At 46.5% G+C, this 14,691-nt stretch carries 15 protein-coding genes and 1 pseudogene; 4 read left to right on the top strand and 12 right to left on the bottom strand.

Going from position 1 to position 14,691, the window contains the following annotated elements:
- Nucleotides 1–354 precede the first annotated feature (354 nt).
- Nucleotides 355–933: a nucleoside triphosphate pyrophosphohydrolase family protein gene (locus EKG38_RS00285; protein WP_126517609.1), complete on the top strand. Its 579-nt coding sequence runs from the start codon at nt 355–357 to the stop codon at nt 931–933.
- On the opposite strand, the gene EKG38_RS00280 is transcribed toward EKG38_RS00285, so the two are convergent.
- From EKG38_RS00280 to EKG38_RS00235, 10 genes and pseudogenes are all read right to left on the bottom strand, one after another.
- Nucleotides 919–1,212 carry a hypothetical protein gene (locus tag EKG38_RS00280; protein WP_185826738.1) on the bottom strand — a complete coding sequence of 98 codons (294 nt, stop codon included), beginning with the start codon at nt 1,210–1,212 and terminating at the stop codon, nt 919–921. The genes EKG38_RS00285 and EKG38_RS00280 overlap by 15 nt on opposite strands.
- 191 nt (nt 1,213–1,403) lie before the next feature.
- Nucleotides 1,404–1,778 (bottom strand): annotated as a pseudogene (locus EKG38_RS25145) (DUF302 domain-containing protein); the annotation flags it as partial.
- Nucleotides 1,779–2,031: 253 nt separating this feature from the next.
- The gene (locus EKG38_RS00270; RefSeq protein WP_126517605.1) at nt 2,032–3,144 is read right to left on the bottom strand and encodes a hypothetical protein; all 1,113 of its coding nucleotides are present in this window, start codon (nt 3,142–3,144) and stop codon (nt 2,032–2,034) included.
- A gap of 299 nt (nt 3,145–3,443) precedes the next feature.
- Nucleotides 3,444–4,304 (bottom strand): 4-hydroxybenzoate octaprenyltransferase, encoded by an 861-nt coding sequence (gene ubiA / locus EKG38_RS00265; protein WP_126517603.1) that lies wholly within the window; start codon nt 4,302–4,304, stop codon nt 3,444–3,446.
- A gap of 83 nt (nt 4,305–4,387) precedes the next feature.
- The gene (gene uvrD, locus EKG38_RS00260) at nt 4,388–6,553 is read right to left on the bottom strand and encodes a DNA helicase II (RefSeq protein ID WP_126517602.1); all 2,166 of its coding nucleotides are present in this window, start codon (nt 6,551–6,553) and stop codon (nt 4,388–4,390) included.
- A gap of 295 nt (nt 6,554–6,848) precedes the next feature.
- Nucleotides 6,849–7,202 (bottom strand): RidA family protein, encoded by a 354-nt coding sequence (locus EKG38_RS00255; RefSeq protein WP_126517600.1) that lies wholly within the window; start codon nt 7,200–7,202, stop codon nt 6,849–6,851.
- A gap of 177 nt (nt 7,203–7,379) precedes the next feature.
- Nucleotides 7,380–7,826 carry a hypothetical protein gene (locus EKG38_RS00250; RefSeq protein ID WP_126517598.1) on the bottom strand — a complete coding sequence of 149 codons (447 nt, stop codon included), beginning with the start codon at nt 7,824–7,826 and terminating at the stop codon, nt 7,380–7,382.
- 111 nt (nt 7,827–7,937) lie between these two features.
- A complete protein-coding gene (locus tag EKG38_RS00245) occupies nt 7,938–8,873 on the bottom strand; it encodes an SPFH domain-containing protein (protein WP_126517596.1) in 936 nt (311 codons plus the stop codon).
- Entirely contained in the window at nt 8,870–9,832 is a 963-nt protein-coding gene (locus tag EKG38_RS00240; RefSeq protein WP_126517594.1) for an SPFH domain-containing protein, read from the bottom strand. Before EKG38_RS00240 ends, EKG38_RS00245 begins: the two co-directional genes overlap by 4 nt.
- A gap of 151 nt (nt 9,833–9,983) precedes the next feature.
- Nucleotides 9,984–10,439: an NfeD family protein gene (locus tag EKG38_RS00235; RefSeq protein WP_126517593.1), complete on the bottom strand. Its 456-nt coding sequence runs from the start codon at nt 10,437–10,439 to the stop codon at nt 9,984–9,986.
- 341 nt (nt 10,440–10,780) lie between these two features.
- On the opposite strand from EKG38_RS00235, the gene EKG38_RS00230 reads away from it, so the two are divergent.
- Nucleotides 10,781–11,533, top strand: a complete 753-nt coding sequence (locus EKG38_RS00230) for an outer membrane protein OmpK (protein WP_126517591.1) — start codon at nt 10,781–10,783, stop codon at nt 11,531–11,533.
- A 116-nt stretch (nt 11,534–11,649) separates the two neighbouring features.
- Here the strand turns inward: EKG38_RS00230 and udp are convergent, their stop codons facing one another.
- On the bottom strand, nt 11,650–12,408 hold the full coding sequence (udp, locus tag EKG38_RS00225) for a uridine phosphorylase (protein ID WP_126517589.1): 759 nt from the start codon (nt 12,406–12,408) through the stop codon (nt 11,650–11,652).
- Between the two features lie 409 nt (nt 12,409–12,817).
- On the opposite strand from udp, the gene EKG38_RS00220 reads away from it, so the two are divergent.
- Nucleotides 12,818–13,039, top strand: a complete 222-nt coding sequence (locus tag EKG38_RS00220) for an HP1242/YdcH family protein (protein ID WP_126517587.1) — start codon at nt 12,818–12,820, stop codon at nt 13,037–13,039.
- Nucleotides 13,040–13,115: 76 nt separating this feature from the next.
- Here the strand turns inward: EKG38_RS00220 and EKG38_RS00215 are convergent, their stop codons facing one another.
- Nucleotides 13,116–13,580, bottom strand: coding sequence for a hypothetical protein (locus EKG38_RS00215; protein ID WP_126517585.1), 465 nt, complete (start codon nt 13,578–13,580; stop codon nt 13,116–13,118).
- A gap of 233 nt (nt 13,581–13,813) precedes the next feature.
- Here EKG38_RS00215 and EKG38_RS00210 point away from each other — a divergent pair, with 233 nt between their 5' ends.
- Nucleotides 13,814–14,647: a mechanosensitive ion channel family protein gene (locus EKG38_RS00210; protein WP_126517583.1), complete on the top strand. Its 834-nt coding sequence runs from the start codon at nt 13,814–13,816 to the stop codon at nt 14,645–14,647.
- Nucleotides 14,648–14,691 lie beyond the last annotated feature (44 nt).

The following is a 14,691-nucleotide window of genomic DNA, read 5'->3' as shown; positions in this document are numbered from 1 at the left end:
GCCATATTTACACAAAGTTAACATTCACGTCCATATTCGTTACATCGACGCGTCGGCCGCGCAACCCCATAGCAATGCCTAAGAAGACTAAAAATTCACCCAAACAAGAAAATAGTGGTTAGTTATGCAGATAATCAGGGTAAGACAACCGAATAGAGTAGAAAAAAAGAGTTTAGTATTTTGCCGAGCAACTCATTAATAGAGTCTCACTTACTGAAAATAACCAGCATAAGAGATGGCTATGGCAACAAAGCTTGTCATTCAATTCCCCCCTTTCCTTTATCCGTCGAGTAAATTAAAATTGCGCCACTCAAATTAACTGATATCGAAAGCTCAGGCTTCAAGGCATATTCAATGAAACTCACTGCACTCTCTCAGCCACTTTACGATCACCTCTACCGTGATATCCTCCAGTTCCGTTCAACCTTCGACCTGCCAAGCGAAGATGAAACCACATTGGATGACAAGGCTGACACCCTGCACACTTCATTGGCTATCGAAGAGCTAACCGAACTTGCCGAAGCCGATAGCCGCATGGAACAAGCCGACGCCATCGTCGACTCTGTTTATGTCCTTATGGGCCGCCTGGTTCATCTTGGTGCTACTGGGGTAAACGATCGCATCGAGATCAGCTACGTCATCGACCTGCTGTTACATGTCGCCAAGAACCGCGAAATTGATTTCGTGACCTGCTGGGATGAAGTTCACTCGAGCAACATGAGTAAGGTGTGCCGCAACGAGCAGGAATTAACAGAAACCATCGAGTTTTACGCCAAGCAAGGCGTCGAGATCGTCGGCAGCCAGAAAGGTGACTTCATCATCGCCAAGTGCGCCAAAGATGTCGACATGGCAGGTAAAGTCGTTCGCCAGGGTAAGGTATTGAAATCGGTTTACTACCGACCGGCAGATCTGGCAAAGCTAGTGAAAGCTTAGGTTGTTCAATTTAGGATTAGTATTTAGTAAATCAAATTTCATTTGCTGATTCTTTGCGGCCTTACGGCCGAGAAGGTCGTGGAATTCCATTCCACACCAGGGCAAGGAGGACTGCTCGTCCTCATCCTCCTTGACTCTCTGTAAACCAAAGTACCATGACGCCCCGGCGAAGTTACATGCATTGAGTACGTGTCTCAGGCTCCAATCAAAATAATCTAACGACTCAGATGCCACATTCATGTGGCCCCGAGCCTGATTCATCATCCATGATGAATCCACGAAATTTTAATCTCCGCTCCTCGACAACTTCCAACGTGGATTATCTAATCAGTAGGAATTCTAGAATCCCCGTAGTTTATTCGTATTTATTCACTCGATGTGACCTGATAACTCAATGAGTTTTTTGTAGCCATCCCAAAGCCGGCACCCATCAACCGTGGACTAACTTAATTGAAAGGGACTTCACATATCTAAGGCATGGTCGCTTGGGTCGATAAGTTGGCTAACACCTTGCTTATCTTGTCAAATACTCCATCACATCCCGTCACCTTGTGGCGTTGTTTGAGGTATTGCGGTGAATTATAAGAGAGCCAGACCTTACCGGTTTCATCTTGCCAGAAGAGAACTTTTTGCGGCAGGTCGATGGCTATCGACTGACTGCATTGCATCAGAGGGGTACCTATTTTGGGGTTACCGAACATGATGATCTCGGTATCGCGTAGCGATAGGCTCGCATTGGCTGCATTTTCAGTGTGATTTATTCTCGCGATAAACATCATTCCTTTGGATTTCGCTGCATCACTGGTGATCAGCGCCTCGAAACGTTCGGCGGTTTCACTGACAGTGTAAGAACTCTCGACTTATAGCATCCCCAACACCGATTGACTGTCTTCAACCGATGTTGTACTCAGATCATTTGCCGCCGTACCGACTGAAAATATCAATAATGCCAGACCTAATAAATTGCGTTTCATCATCACTCCTTGGCTTGTTAATATGACACTCGATGCACACGGCGCGAATTCACAAGTTAATCACGAATTTGAGATATTTGAGGCAGCCGAGACACCTAGTAAGAAACTATGCTTCAGCCTTTGACTAAGAGGTTAACTCTGCCGCCATATCAGTATCTCCCTCGAGTACCTCCTGCAAAATGCTCTCTTTCCTCGATGGGGTTAACTCTGCCCTGCGAACTTCAAGCTCCCTCTCATCGGAGATATCAAAAATAAGATCCGCTAACGCTTCGGGCTTATCGACGACCATGGCAATGGCTTTCACCTCTTCGGGCAACCAGCCTAAACCACCAAAGTAGGTCTGAGAATGCTTGAACTTGAGTATGATATTACTGCTCTCCCCCTGTCCAAAATTAATGACGCCGGTGCGATTTTCGCATGGCGGCGGACTCACCATAACCCTTTTGATTTGATCGAATTTAACGACACTAAATCCCCACACACCATTGTTGATTATCAGCTGGTCGTTATATCGATAAACTGAAAAGTGTCTTGAAACTCTATAATTTGCGGTAATGAGTACTAACCCATACATGACAAAGCTCGCGACTATAATCGCCGTTATCTCACTCCAGGGTTGAATAACAACATAACTCGCGCCGGCCAGCAGCACTGTTGCGCAAGCGAGCAATAGCCAATGCCAGCGGGAGGCGGATAACAAGTTGATATGTGCAGTTGAGGGGAGATGGTTGCGCGAGAATCTGGGAATGGCATAGAACCAACTCGCAGGCTCCATGGCTAAGGCTAAAGCCAGTGAGCGCTTACGCTCATCCTCTTCTCCGAATTGCTTTAGAATATTGATTCTCGGATCACCCGACAGGCTACGCGCATGCCACAGGGCTTTGATGATACTCACCATCAAGAAAAGCTCTACTCCTAACAAAACGGCGATAATCGGGACCCTTAACCAGGTGATAAATTCGAAATGGCTGGCGATTTCAACCGGAAAGCTCAGTCTTGCCATCAAGCAGCTAAGACTGAAGATCAGCAGTAATTTCCACAACTTCTGCTTACCCAATTTAATGATGCATAACCAGTAGAGCAGAGGAAGACAAACAAAATAGAGGAGTGCAAACGTAGTGGTTAGCAGTTTTCCATTAGAGACCTCAAGAGTCTCGGGTAAAAATTGAAAACCTAAAGCGTAGCAAAGAATAGCCACACTCAAGAATATCAATCTGAACTTCACGACCTGCCTCATAAAAGGCTCCCTGTGAAATGTTGTATTTATGTTGCAATACAATATCCGATTTCTTCGGTTTACCCAAGTATATTTCGATTAAAAGCCGAACAAAAATAAGACTAACTTATTGAAAGCTGTAGCTTCAGCTAAAAGTATTGCGGGAGAGGTGAGCGAGCGACGAAAAAGAGAGGCCAGTCTATCAGGCCTCTCTCAAGTTAGATAAATCACAAATCAGATAAGGTAATCGACGCCTGAGACAATAGACAGGAATAAACAGCGATAAGCCAGCCCTGTTACTCCTGATACGTCATTGATAATCAAATCAGGTAATCGACGCCGAGGGCGATAAACAGGGTTAAGCCGGCCCAGTTATTATTAAGGAAAGCTTTAAAGCATGGGGCGCGTTCACGTTCATGAATAAGCTTTTGTTGGTACATGCTAAATCCGACGAAGGTGATGATACCGAGTCCATAGACTAAGCCGCGATCCGCCGCCCAGCCAGCAGTGATAAAACAAGCCAGCGCCGCCAGTTGAAATAAGCCGATGATCTGCCTGTCATATTTGCCAAACAAGATAGCCGTCGACTTAATCCCCACCTTAAGGTCGTCCTCTCTGTCGACCATGGCATACATGGTGTCGTAGGCCACCGTCCAACACCAGTTCGCAGCAAACAACCACCAGGCCTCGGCAGGAACCTCACCGGTTTGTGCGGCATAGGCCATAGGAATAGACCAGCTCCATACCACACCGAGAAACATCTGCGGCATATTGGTAAAGCGTTTGGTGAAGGGGTAGATAATGGTCAAAATGATGCCAACGACGGAGAGCTTGACCACCAGCGGGTTGAGCATCAAGACCAGTCCGAAGGCAAATAGCCCCATCACAGCGAAGAGAATAAGCGCCTCTCTTCCCGTCACCTCGCCACTGGCAAGCGGCCTGAACTTAGTACGATCGACATGAGCGTCGAGATCGCGGTCGGCATAATCATTAATTATACAGCCACATGCCCGCATCACTACGACACCGAAAATAAAGATCGTCAGCACTTTCAGATCGGGCATGCCACCAGCGGCGAGCAGCAAAGCCATCAGACACGGCCATAGCAGCAATAAGGTGCCGATGGGGCGATCCATTCGGGCCAAACGCAAGTAAACGTCTAATTTATCCCTTAAACTCATTTCGAGGCTCTCCTAATACCACTTTGGCCTTTAGTCAATTATCACGCAATTATGACTGACGCGCGCCAGCATTCAAATGGTTTCTAACAACTCTCGAGCCGCGCATAGGCGACAACAAGCCATTTGCTGCCAACATCGAAAAAGTTAACTTGTACCCGTGCCTGGGCGCCACTGCCTTCGGTACCGGTAACCTTGCCTTCACCAAACTTATGGTGCATCACAGCTTGGCCTACCTTAAAGCCGGTATCATTAACGACTATACTTCGAGTGGGAGAGGGTTTTGCCCTCTGTGGTGCCTTCACTTGCGTCTTTAGACGGATCTCCTCAACATGCTCGGTTGGGATCTCATTAATAAAACGTGAGGGTCTGGCAAAGTTTTCTCGGCCGTAAATGCGGCGAGTTTCGGCGTAGGTGATGTAGAGTTTCTCCATCGCACGGGTCATACCCACGTAGCACAGGCGTCGTTCTTCATCGAGTCTGTCGCCTTCATCCATCGCCATCTGACTCGGGAATAATCCCTCCTCGACCCCGGACATAAATACTACGGGGAACTCCAGCCCTTTGGCCGAATGCAGTGTCATCAGCTGAACCGCATCGGTAAAGGCATCGGCCTGCCCTTCGCCCGCCTCAAGCGCAGCATGGGACAGGAAGGCATTGAGCTCGCCCATATCTTCACTGTCTTCTGGCATGATAAAGGTACGGGCGGCGGTCACTAGTTCGTCCAGGTTTTCGACACGCGAGCGCGCCTTCTCACCCTTCTCCGCTTCATACATCGCCTTGAGGCCCGACCCACTGATCACATGATCTGTGGTGCGGTGCAGTGTCATCTCATCTGTGTCTTGCTGCATCTCAACGATGAGATCCATAAAGCCACGTACCGCGTTGGCAGCGCGGCCACTCAATAGCTTCTCTTCGAGTGCACGCAAACAGGTCTGCCACAGGGTTAACTCCTGCTGACGCGCCGTTGAGCGCAGGATGTCGAGCGTCCTGCCACCTATGCCGCGTGCCGGAGTATTGACCACACGCTCGAAGGCGGCATCATCATCTTTGTTATTGATAAGCCTCAGATAGCTCATCGCATCCTTAATCTCCTGACGCTCGAAGAAACGCAGACCACCATAGATGCGATACGCTAAGCCTTTATGAAGCAGGGCCTCCTCGAGCACACGAGACTGAGCGTTGGAGCGATAGAGGATCGCACAACTACTGAGATCGCCTCCCATATCATGCCAATCGTTAATTCTGCCAACAATAAAGCGCGCCTCATCCATCTCATTGAATGCACAATACAGAGAGATCTGCTCACCATCTTTATCTTCGGTCCAGAGCTTCTTACCCAGTCGTTCAGGGTTATTTTCAATCAGTGCATTCGAGGCCTTGAGAATATGGCCAGTAGAGCGATAGTTTTGCTCCAGACGTATTGTCTCAGCCTTAGGGAAGTCTACGAGGAACTTATGCAAGTTCTCAACCTGAGCCCCACGCCAGCCATAGATGGACTGATCGTCATCACCGACGATCATCACATTGGCACTATCACCCGCAAGCACACGGATCCAGGCATACTGAATGGCGTTGGTATCCTGGAACTCGTCGACGAGAATGTTCTTAAATCTGTCTTGATAGTGCTGTAACACATGGGGCTTATTGAGCCAGAGCTCATGGGCACGCAGTAAGATCTCGGCAAAATCGACTAAACCGGCTCGGTCACACGACTCTTGATAGACCTGATAGATCTGCAGCAAATTTTGCTCGATAGGAAAACCGCCTGCATCAATATGCTTAGGACGTAACCCTTGATCTTTCTTACCATTGATATAGCCCTGAGCTTGACGAGGCGGATACTGCTTCTCGTCTAAGTGCAGGCTTTTAAGGATGCGTTTGATTAACCTTAGCTGATCATCAGAGTCGATGATCTGAAAGGTTTGAGGCAAGTTAGCATCTTTATAGTGGGTACGTAGCAGGCGATGAGCCAAGCCGTGGAAGGTACCGATCCACATGCGCCCCATGTTGCTGCCGCTGACTTTTTCCACACGTTCACGCATTTCGGCGGCCGCTTTATTGGTAAAAGTCACCGCTAAAATAGAATATGGACTCTGCTGTTCAACCTGCATAAGCCAGGCAATTCTGTGGGTTAGCACCCGAGTCTTGCCACTGCCGGCGCCCGCCAATACCAACATGCTGGATTGTGGTGCCCCTACAGCTTCACGCTGCTCGTCATTCAGGCCGTCTAGTAAAGAAGATACGTCCATTCTTGCCTCCAAAAAATCGAGGAGGCAGTATAACAGGTGCGAGGGATGAGATCCTAGAAACGAGGCCTTAGGATTTAGATTCTAGGCAGTTGTAGCAAAGAGGGGCGCTACGCTATTAGCGCTCGTAGGCTCACTATAGGGATGCCTACGAGCTGGATATTTGGCACGATGCCAGATAAAACAAGCTTTTACTCTTCCGACGAATATAACCCGCCGAACAGTCGGGGTCATCCGCGAAGCGATAGGACTTAGCTTTCCTTCCTAGCTCCTCAAGCCTAACACTCAGGAACTTTTTTTAAACCTTCTCGGCCGCCACCACAGAGATCTCAACCAGCAAGGCTTCTCTTGCCATCTTTGCCGCAACGCAGGCACGCGCAGGCGCATGGCCTTCGGGTACCCAGGCATCCCATACCGCGTTCATCTCGGCAAAGTAAGACATATCTTTGACATAGATGGTCGCCGACAATATGTGCTCTCTGTCGCTACCGGCTTGCTCCAGTAGGGCGTCCACTTTATCCAGCATAGTTTGAGTCTGCTCGGTGATACCTTGCTCGGCATCTTTACAGACCTGACCACACAAATAGATGGTGCCGTTATGCTTAACGATACGGCTCATACGCGCGCCGGTTTCTAATCTTTCAATAGTCATACTTATCTCAAATTATTTTTTTTGGGGGGGAAGTTCAATGGGGAGGAATATTAACGTCCAAACAAGTTTTAAGCGAGTGACTTCGATGTAGGGTCGAAGCGATTTAAACAAGGCCTGTGAAGAAAGGCCTTCGAATAAAGATGTTGCTCTGCAAATGCTATGCGTTAGTGGGTATATTCAATGAGGTTGATAGAGCTTAATCCTATCGACAATTCTTTCTCGATCGTCCGGTGAAAAATACCTCAAATTACATGATGTTTTGTTGTTTTCGCCACAATAAAAGCGTAAATCACTCATAGGAAAACGAATAGACTTGGGCATTTTAACTTTGGTAATTTGCTGCCAGCTCAGTTCTCGTTGCTTTCCCCAGCTCTGGAACTTCACGCCAAGATGATCTACCTCAAGTTCGTTTCGCCAAGGGCGATGCCGCAAATTCAGATAAACCAATGAGATGAACTCTGCACACAAAATCCCAATAAAGCTACCTACAGCGACTCTTGTTACATAAACAGGTGTTGCTTTACCGCTGGCAAGCCAGCCTCCTAATATTGCACACAATGCCATATAAAGGTTCTGGCTTATCCAGTACCACCCATACTGAAAAGGTGTTTGGCTTATTTTCATCAAAGAACTCCATTTCGACACCAGACTAGCTATCCTTAAATACTATTCATAAATACTAGCCTTAAATACTATCCTTAAATAGATTGGCCTGGTCTCAACCTATCTCCCTAATCAGGACTTACTCTCTTCCAGACCTATACTGTTCATCCAGTGATCGAAGTCCATCATATTCCCTGGAAGCACAACCCTGCTGGCCCCACTGCTCAGACCGTCGAACTGCTTAAGGTATTGAGCACCAAGCTGCATCCGAACCACATTCATACCACCGGGGGCGGCAATAACGGTAGCCATTAGTTCGATAGACTCGGCGGTTGCCTTGGCAATCGTTAAGATCTCCTCACCTTTACCTTCCGCTTCGTTGATACGTTTTTGCATCTCACCTTCCGAGAGGTTAATCATCTCGGCTTTGATACCTTCGGAGCGGTTGATCTTACTCTGCTTATCACCCTCACTCTTCGCCAGCAGTGCACGGCGCTCACGTTCTGCATTCACCTGCATCTCCATGGCATTTTTCACCGTTTCCGGCGGAGTAATATTCTTTATCTCGTAGCGATGTACACGGATGCCCCACATGGCGCCAGCCTGATCGAGTACTTCAACCACTTTGGCGCTGATCACGTCACGTTCTTCGAAGGTGCGGTCGAGATCTAAGGTGCCTATCACTGAACGAGTGGTGGTCTGAGCCAGCTGTATCGCGGCATAGCGGTAATCTGTCACACCATAGCTGGCCTTAACCGGATCCACCACCGAGATATAGATCACGCCATCGACTTCAACATTCACTTCATCGCTGGAGAAACACTCCTGGGGAGGAACATCGATAGTCTCCTCTTTAAGATCGTGAATGTAGGATACCTTGTCTACAAAAGGGACCAGGGCATGAAAACCTGCATCCAGAGTCGAATGATATTTACCAAGACGCTCTACGATATAAGCCGATTTAGTCGGCACTAAACGAATCGATTGAAACAGCTTAATAATAAAGACGGCAAAGATAAGCCCCCAAATGCCCAATACGATTAGATCTGTATTTATTCCTGCAATCATGAGCGACCTCCTTTCACTGAATTTTTACTGACTGGGCTTGAAGCTGCAGAGCCAGAACTCACAGCATGAGTCACCTGCTCCATACCTTCGAAGAAGCCTTCCAACTTTGCCATCTCGGCCGGAACAACGGAAATTTCGGCCTCGTTGAGTATTTTGCCTACCTGACCGATAAACTGCTCTTTAAGCTGCATGTTCATCGCTTCGTGTCCGCCATCTAACGCCAGCGCGGTTGAGACAAGCTCCATCCCCTCAGCCTTTGCCTTGGCAATAATACTGATCTCTTGCGCCGTACCTTTAGCCTCGTTGATGCGTTTTTGCTTCTGGCCCTCGGAGACATTGATCGCCTCTTGTCGCTCGCCCACTGAGAGGTTAATCATCGCAGCTTTCTCTGCATTCGCTAAGGTGATCTCCGCGCGCTTACTCCGCTCGGCTTCCATCTGTTTTTCGAGTGTGTGTATCACCTTACGAGACGGAGTAATGTTCTTTATCTCATAGCGAAGCACTTTAATTCCCCATGGGTCTGAGGCTTTATCGATCTCACGTACGATCGACTCATTGAGACTGTCTCTCTCAGAGAAGGTCTGACTTAAGGACAGTTTACCTATTTCTGAACGCATGGTTGTTTGAGCCAGGTTCACCGCCGCGAGACGATAATTTTCGATACCATAGCTAGCCAGTTTGCCATCCATCACCTTGAGATAGACTAAACCATCGACCTCAAGCTGAGTGTTATCTTTCGAGATACAACTCTGTGGCGGCACATCCAGCACCTGCTCACGGATCTCATGCTTATAGGCCACGCGGTCGAAGAAGGGAATAAGAAAATGAAAACCGGGTTTAAGCACGGCCCGAAATTTACCCAGACGTTCGATCACATTGACCTCACGCATAGGGACAATTAACAACAGCTTATAGAGAATAAAAAAGACAAACAGGACAAAAATTGTAAATACAAACATAGATTCCTTCCTTAACTTAAACTAACTGTACTTAAACTAAGTGCACTTATTAACTAACGCTGCACTAAAACTCTGAGCCCAAAAAGCTGGGCTCATCATTAAACTTGTTGAGTCATACTTAATTACTCATGCTGAATTGCTTATTGTTTAGTTACTCATGGCAGGGTTCAACAACCAAGGCGATATTATCCCGGCAGATGATCCTGACGCGAGTCCCTGCAGCGATTTCACTACCATCGCCAAGTGCCGACCATTCGATACCCTGAAATTCGATACGCCCCTGATGTTGCGCCGGACCGATAGTCTCTTTAACGACGGCAGTCTGATTATAGATATCGAGTTCCTCATCGGTATTATCAACGTGAGAATCTCCGCCAACCAGTTTTTGGGTAAGCTGCCTGAAACCTAACAACAAAACAATAGAAACGATAAACCAGAGTGTGAGGCTTTGCACTATTCCTTCGACTAACCCGATAGCCAGTGCCGATGCGACAACCAGACAGGCGCCACCGAGCAAGATGACGATTCCCCCGGGAATAATGATCTCCGCCAGCATCAATGCCAGTCCGATACAGCCCCAGATAATGATGGGATTTGATAGCTCCATATTTCCCCCTGAAATGTGAGTATCCGTCAAAACACTATATCAGTTGTTTATGCCCTTCGCGACATAATATGTCACAAATAATTTCATTATGATTATAACCCCAAATTTAGCGGATATTTATGCCAATTTATCCCAAAACAGTAACAAACCCTTTGAACAATAGTGCCTTTATGAATATATTCTCCGCCCTAAGAGGTGGATGCTCAGCATCTCCTCTCAATTTAGCTTCGCCGTACCCTTGGCGATCGATGTTTTTCAACAATCAATAAATGCAACTCAGAGTGCAGAGATTGTTATAGATAGCGGCCAAATGGCCGCATTAATAATAAAAAGGTAATGAGATGAACAAAAAATGGCTTTTACTCGCGCTTCTCGCCACACCACAGGCGATGGCCGATGATCTAATCCACTGGTGGGATGCCAGCGTGACCGCGTTATACGGTGACAACTACGATCTTGCTCCTTCCGATAAGCAAACCACTTTCACCTTCGAAACTGCCGGTGCATGGCAATATGGTGACTGGTTTGCGTTTCAGGATCTGATCTATTTCAACGGTTCGAACGTCAGTAGTGACAGCACGACCTACGGTGAAATTTCGACTCGACTCAGTGCCGGTAAAATTTCCGGGAAAGAGATTGGCTTTGGCCCTGTAACCGACCTGTCTCTGGCCATGACCTTCGAAGAGGGTGAAGGGCCGGTTAAGAGCTTCCTGTACGGTCTGGGCATGGATATAGCTATCCCTTACTTTAGCTACTTTCAGCTCAATACTTATCGACGTGAAGCCATCAGCAGCGGCAATATCAGTGACGGTTGGCAGATAACTCCCGCCTTTAGAATGGACTTTCCCGTTGGCAATTCGAACATAGTATTCGATGGTTTCTTTGACTGGGTATTCTCTGCCGATAACCAAGGCTATGAAGAGAACTTTCACTTCAACCCTCAGCTGAAATATGATCTGGGCGCGGTCATCTTCGGTAGCCACAAGAAAAACAAATTCCTTGTCGGTGTCGAGTATGATTACTGGAAGAACAAGTACGGGGTGAAAGGTGTCGACCAGAACACCTATTCGGTCATCGCTAAATATCATTTCTAATCTTTGGTGAAATGACTGTGATGATTAAGCACAAGATCAAAAAAGGCGCCTGAGGCGCCTTTTTATTAACTTAAACCATCAATGAGCTAACTGCAGGGAAGCTCAACTTAAAGGATTTAAGCCAGTAATTTCTTCGCTGCTGCAACGACGATAGAAACTGCACTCACTTCAGTTTTCTTCATCGTAGCTTCATCAGGGATCTCTTGCTGTGTACGGTTTACAATCACACCCGCAACACATGCCGCACGCCAACCTTGCGAAGCACACATGGTAAATAGCGTCGAAGATTCCATCTCATAGTTAAGCACGCCAAGGTCTTGCCACTCTTGCATCATTCCTCTGTACTGACGCGTTACTCGACCAGAGACAGTATCGTAACGATCTTGACCAGGATAGAAGGTATCAGAAGAGGCTGTAATACCAATGTGTGGCTCCAGGCCTGCATCACGAGTTGCTTCTACCATAGCTGTAGTACATTCGAAGTTAGCAACGGCTGGATACTCCATAGGAGCAAAGTGCAGACTTGCGCCATCGAGACGAACCGAAGCTTGAGTTACGATAACATCACCAACATTCACTTGAGGCTGGATAGCGCCGGTCGTACCGACACGCAGGAAGGTGGTAACACCTAGCTGAGCTAACTCTTCAACTGCGATAGAGGTCGATGGTCCACCAATACCGGTAGAACATACAACTACAGCTTTGCCGTCGATATAGGCAAGGTAGCTTGTATATTCACGATGGCTGGCCAGGAACGTAGCGCCTTCCATCAACTCGGCAATTTTCTTAACACGCTCAGGATCACCAGGCACAATCGCCAAGTTCGCCCCATCCAACATTTTTTTGGTCAATCCCAAGTGAAATACATCTGACATTATGAAAACCCCTTTCAATTTTGATAAAAAAATTCTTCTGTTTGCGACTTTAACCTAGTATCGAAGCCAAAAAGGCAAGCTCGATCACACTTTATTGGGTGGCAAGTAAATATTTTGATGTAATGCAGTTACTAAAACGATTCATCTGCATTAACAAACTGCGTCACTCACAGACACAGATCGAGATATATTGGTTCAGTACCAGTATAGGTGGCTTTAAAAAATAAGGAGTTATACCTGCCATTATCTTTACCATCATCGGATAGCCAGAGCTCGCACTTCAGGCCTCTTCCCATCAAGCAGATATTTATGACGAGTTATCAATTGTTGACCGCTATCACATTTGGCGGTCACAAATCGCGCTAATTTAGATATAAACAAGATAAAAAACAGGGAGGAGATCACCACTATGTTTCCAGAATACAGAGAGCTCATCACTAAACTAAAGTCCGAAGACACACACTTCCTAAAGAAGTTTAACAAGCATAATGCGTTGGATGATGAAATTAAGGAGTTAGAGCAACATAGTTCCAGTAGCTTTACCAATGAGGTTCATGATCTCAAGAGAAAGAAGCTTCATCTTAAGGAAGAGATACATACAATTTTAAAGAATACACCACAACTTATTTAGCACACACGGTTTGAGTTATAAAAAAATGGGCAATTAAGCCCATTTTTTATATCTGTTTAACGGGATAGAGCGCTCTCTATCTCAATGCCTTAATGAGTTCAGCACTGGAATCGAAGGTACTTACACTCATCACTTTTAAGCGTTCTAACTTGATTAAGGTTGCCTGATCTTTTTCTGAAGGCAACAAACGCGTCGTTTCTCCCTCTCTGTCCAATGCGATGGAAAAGGTGAGATCTTTCATTTGAGGAATAGCGACAAATTTAGCAATCAAGGAAGGCATGCCACTTACGTCAGCGACATAAACCAGCTTATCTGATGCTTGTTTTTGCTCTGCCGTCAGCACCTCAAGTGCCTCTTTGATGATATCTCCGCCTTTCATGTTACGACTAAAAAGCAAGGTCCGGGTGTCTTCAGAAACACTAATCTCATTTTCAAACTGGTCCTGAAGTTGTATCTGAGAAACCAGATCGCCTTCAGCGTAAGATGATGCCTGAGCAAAGCTGGTCAACAGAGTACAGATAACGAATAACAGGGTTCGCATGCTTTTATTCCTAGCTAGGTCTTGAGTTCATTCTAAACAGTAACTTAGTCTGCTTAAAACCACATTAAAATTATGGGTAATTCATGATCCACTTCACCCAGTATCAAGGCTAACCAATGAACACGAGAAAGCAGCATCAAAATGACTACATAATGTATCTAAAATTCAGTAATCTATTTAACCTAATTTCAGGTTGTTCACTATTAAAGTGATGTTATTTAAAGGTCAATACCATGAAGGAAGATCAATTAGCGCAAGAGCTTGAGCAACTGCAAAACGTCTATACGCTGATCACTGAGTTTTTGGTTCAATACAGTTTTCGCCTTGTGGGTGCACTACTGATTTTTATTATCGGCCTATGGCTCGCCTCCAAGGTCGCTAAACTAGTCACAAGACAGTTCGAAAAACACAATATCGACATAACCCTAAGCAATTTTGTCAGCAACTTAGTACGCATTATTATCGTTGTCATGGTCGCCATCATTGCACTGGGAAAACTGGGGATAAGCGTCACCCCTATGATTGCAGCCATTGGTGCGGCCTCATTGGGTGCCGGGCTCGCTATTCAAGGGATGCTCTCTAACTATGCCGCCGGCATTACCATCATAGTGACCCGTCCCTTTATTATCGGTAATACCATCACAGTTAAAGAGGTCACCGGTGTAGTACAAGATATCCACCTGGGTTTGACGGTGCTGACTAACGAGGAGGGAGAGCAGATCAGTATTCCCAATAAACATATTGTCGGAGAGATACTGCATAACTCCTTTGCAAATAAGCTGGTAGAGACCAAATTCAACATTAACTATCAATCAGAGCCCGAAGCCGTTATCGAACTCGCCAGAAAAATACTGGCTGATAGCCCTCAAGTTAATCAAGACAAGCCTGCTCATATAGGTATTAACGGTTTTAACAGCATCGGCATTGAAATCGGTATTCGGTATTGGGTCCCCACCGAACGCTATTACCAAAATAAATACCAAACTAACTTAGCCATATATAAGGCGCTTCACGCGGCCGGAATCGAGATCCCATGCCCGGTAAGAGAAGTTCATATAGAGAGATAACTAATTCTGTTTTTTCGCTGGATCTTGCCCTAAGAGTTCAGGGC

The sequence above is a fragment of the Shewanella canadensis genome, from assembly GCF_003966225.1.
Lineage (GTDB): Bacteria > Pseudomonadota > Gammaproteobacteria > Enterobacterales > Shewanellaceae > Shewanella > Shewanella canadensis.
The sequence above is the reverse complement of the archived record's forward strand: the minus strand, read 5'-3'. Positions and strand labels throughout refer to the sequence as shown.

Bases quoted from the DNA above. Each gene is read 5' to 3' on its own strand.
- EKG38_RS00240 (WP_126517594.1), bottom strand. From the start codon at position 9,832: ATGTTTGTATTTACAATTTTTGTCCTGTTTGTCTTTTTTATTCTCTAT.
- EKG38_RS00270 (WP_126517605.1), bottom strand. From the start codon at position 3,144: ATGAGGCAGGTCGTGAAGTTCAGATTGATATTCTTGAGTGTGGCTATT.
- EKG38_RS00255 (WP_126517600.1), bottom strand. From the start codon at position 7,202: ATGACTATTGAAAGATTAGAAACCGGCGCGCGTATGAGCCGTATCGTT.
- EKG38_RS00230 (WP_126517591.1), top strand. From the start codon at position 10,781: ATGAACAAAAAATGGCTTTTACTCGCGCTTCTCGCCACACCACAGGCG.
- EKG38_RS00210 (WP_126517583.1), top strand. From the start codon at position 13,814: ATGAAGGAAGATCAATTAGCGCAAGAGCTTGAGCAACTGCAAAACGTC.
- EKG38_RS00215 (WP_126517585.1), bottom strand. From the start codon at position 13,580: ATGCGAACCCTGTTATTCGTTATCTGTACTCTGTTGACCAGCTTTGCT.
- EKG38_RS00220 (WP_126517587.1), top strand. From the start codon at position 12,818: ATGTTTCCAGAATACAGAGAGCTCATCACTAAACTAAAGTCCGAAGAC.
- uvrD (WP_126517602.1), bottom strand. From the start codon at position 6,553: ATGGACGTATCTTCTTTACTAGACGGCCTGAATGACGAGCAGCGTGAA.
- EKG38_RS00285 (WP_126517609.1), top strand. From the start codon at position 355: ATGAAACTCACTGCACTCTCTCAGCCACTTTACGATCACCTCTACCGT.
- ubiA (WP_126517603.1), bottom strand. From the start codon at position 4,304: ATGAGTTTAAGGGATAAATTAGACGTTTACTTGCGTTTGGCCCGAATG.
- udp (WP_126517589.1), bottom strand. From the start codon at position 12,408: ATGTCAGATGTATTTCACTTGGGATTGACCAAAAAAATGTTGGATGGG.
- EKG38_RS00250 (WP_126517598.1), bottom strand. From the start codon at position 7,826: ATGAAAATAAGCCAAACACCTTTTCAGTATGGGTGGTACTGGATAAGC.
- EKG38_RS00235 (WP_126517593.1), bottom strand. From the start codon at position 10,439: ATGGAGCTATCAAATCCCATCATTATCTGGGGCTGTATCGGACTGGCA.
- EKG38_RS00245 (WP_126517596.1), bottom strand. From the start codon at position 8,873: ATGATTGCAGGAATAAATACAGATCTAATCGTATTGGGCATTTGGGGG.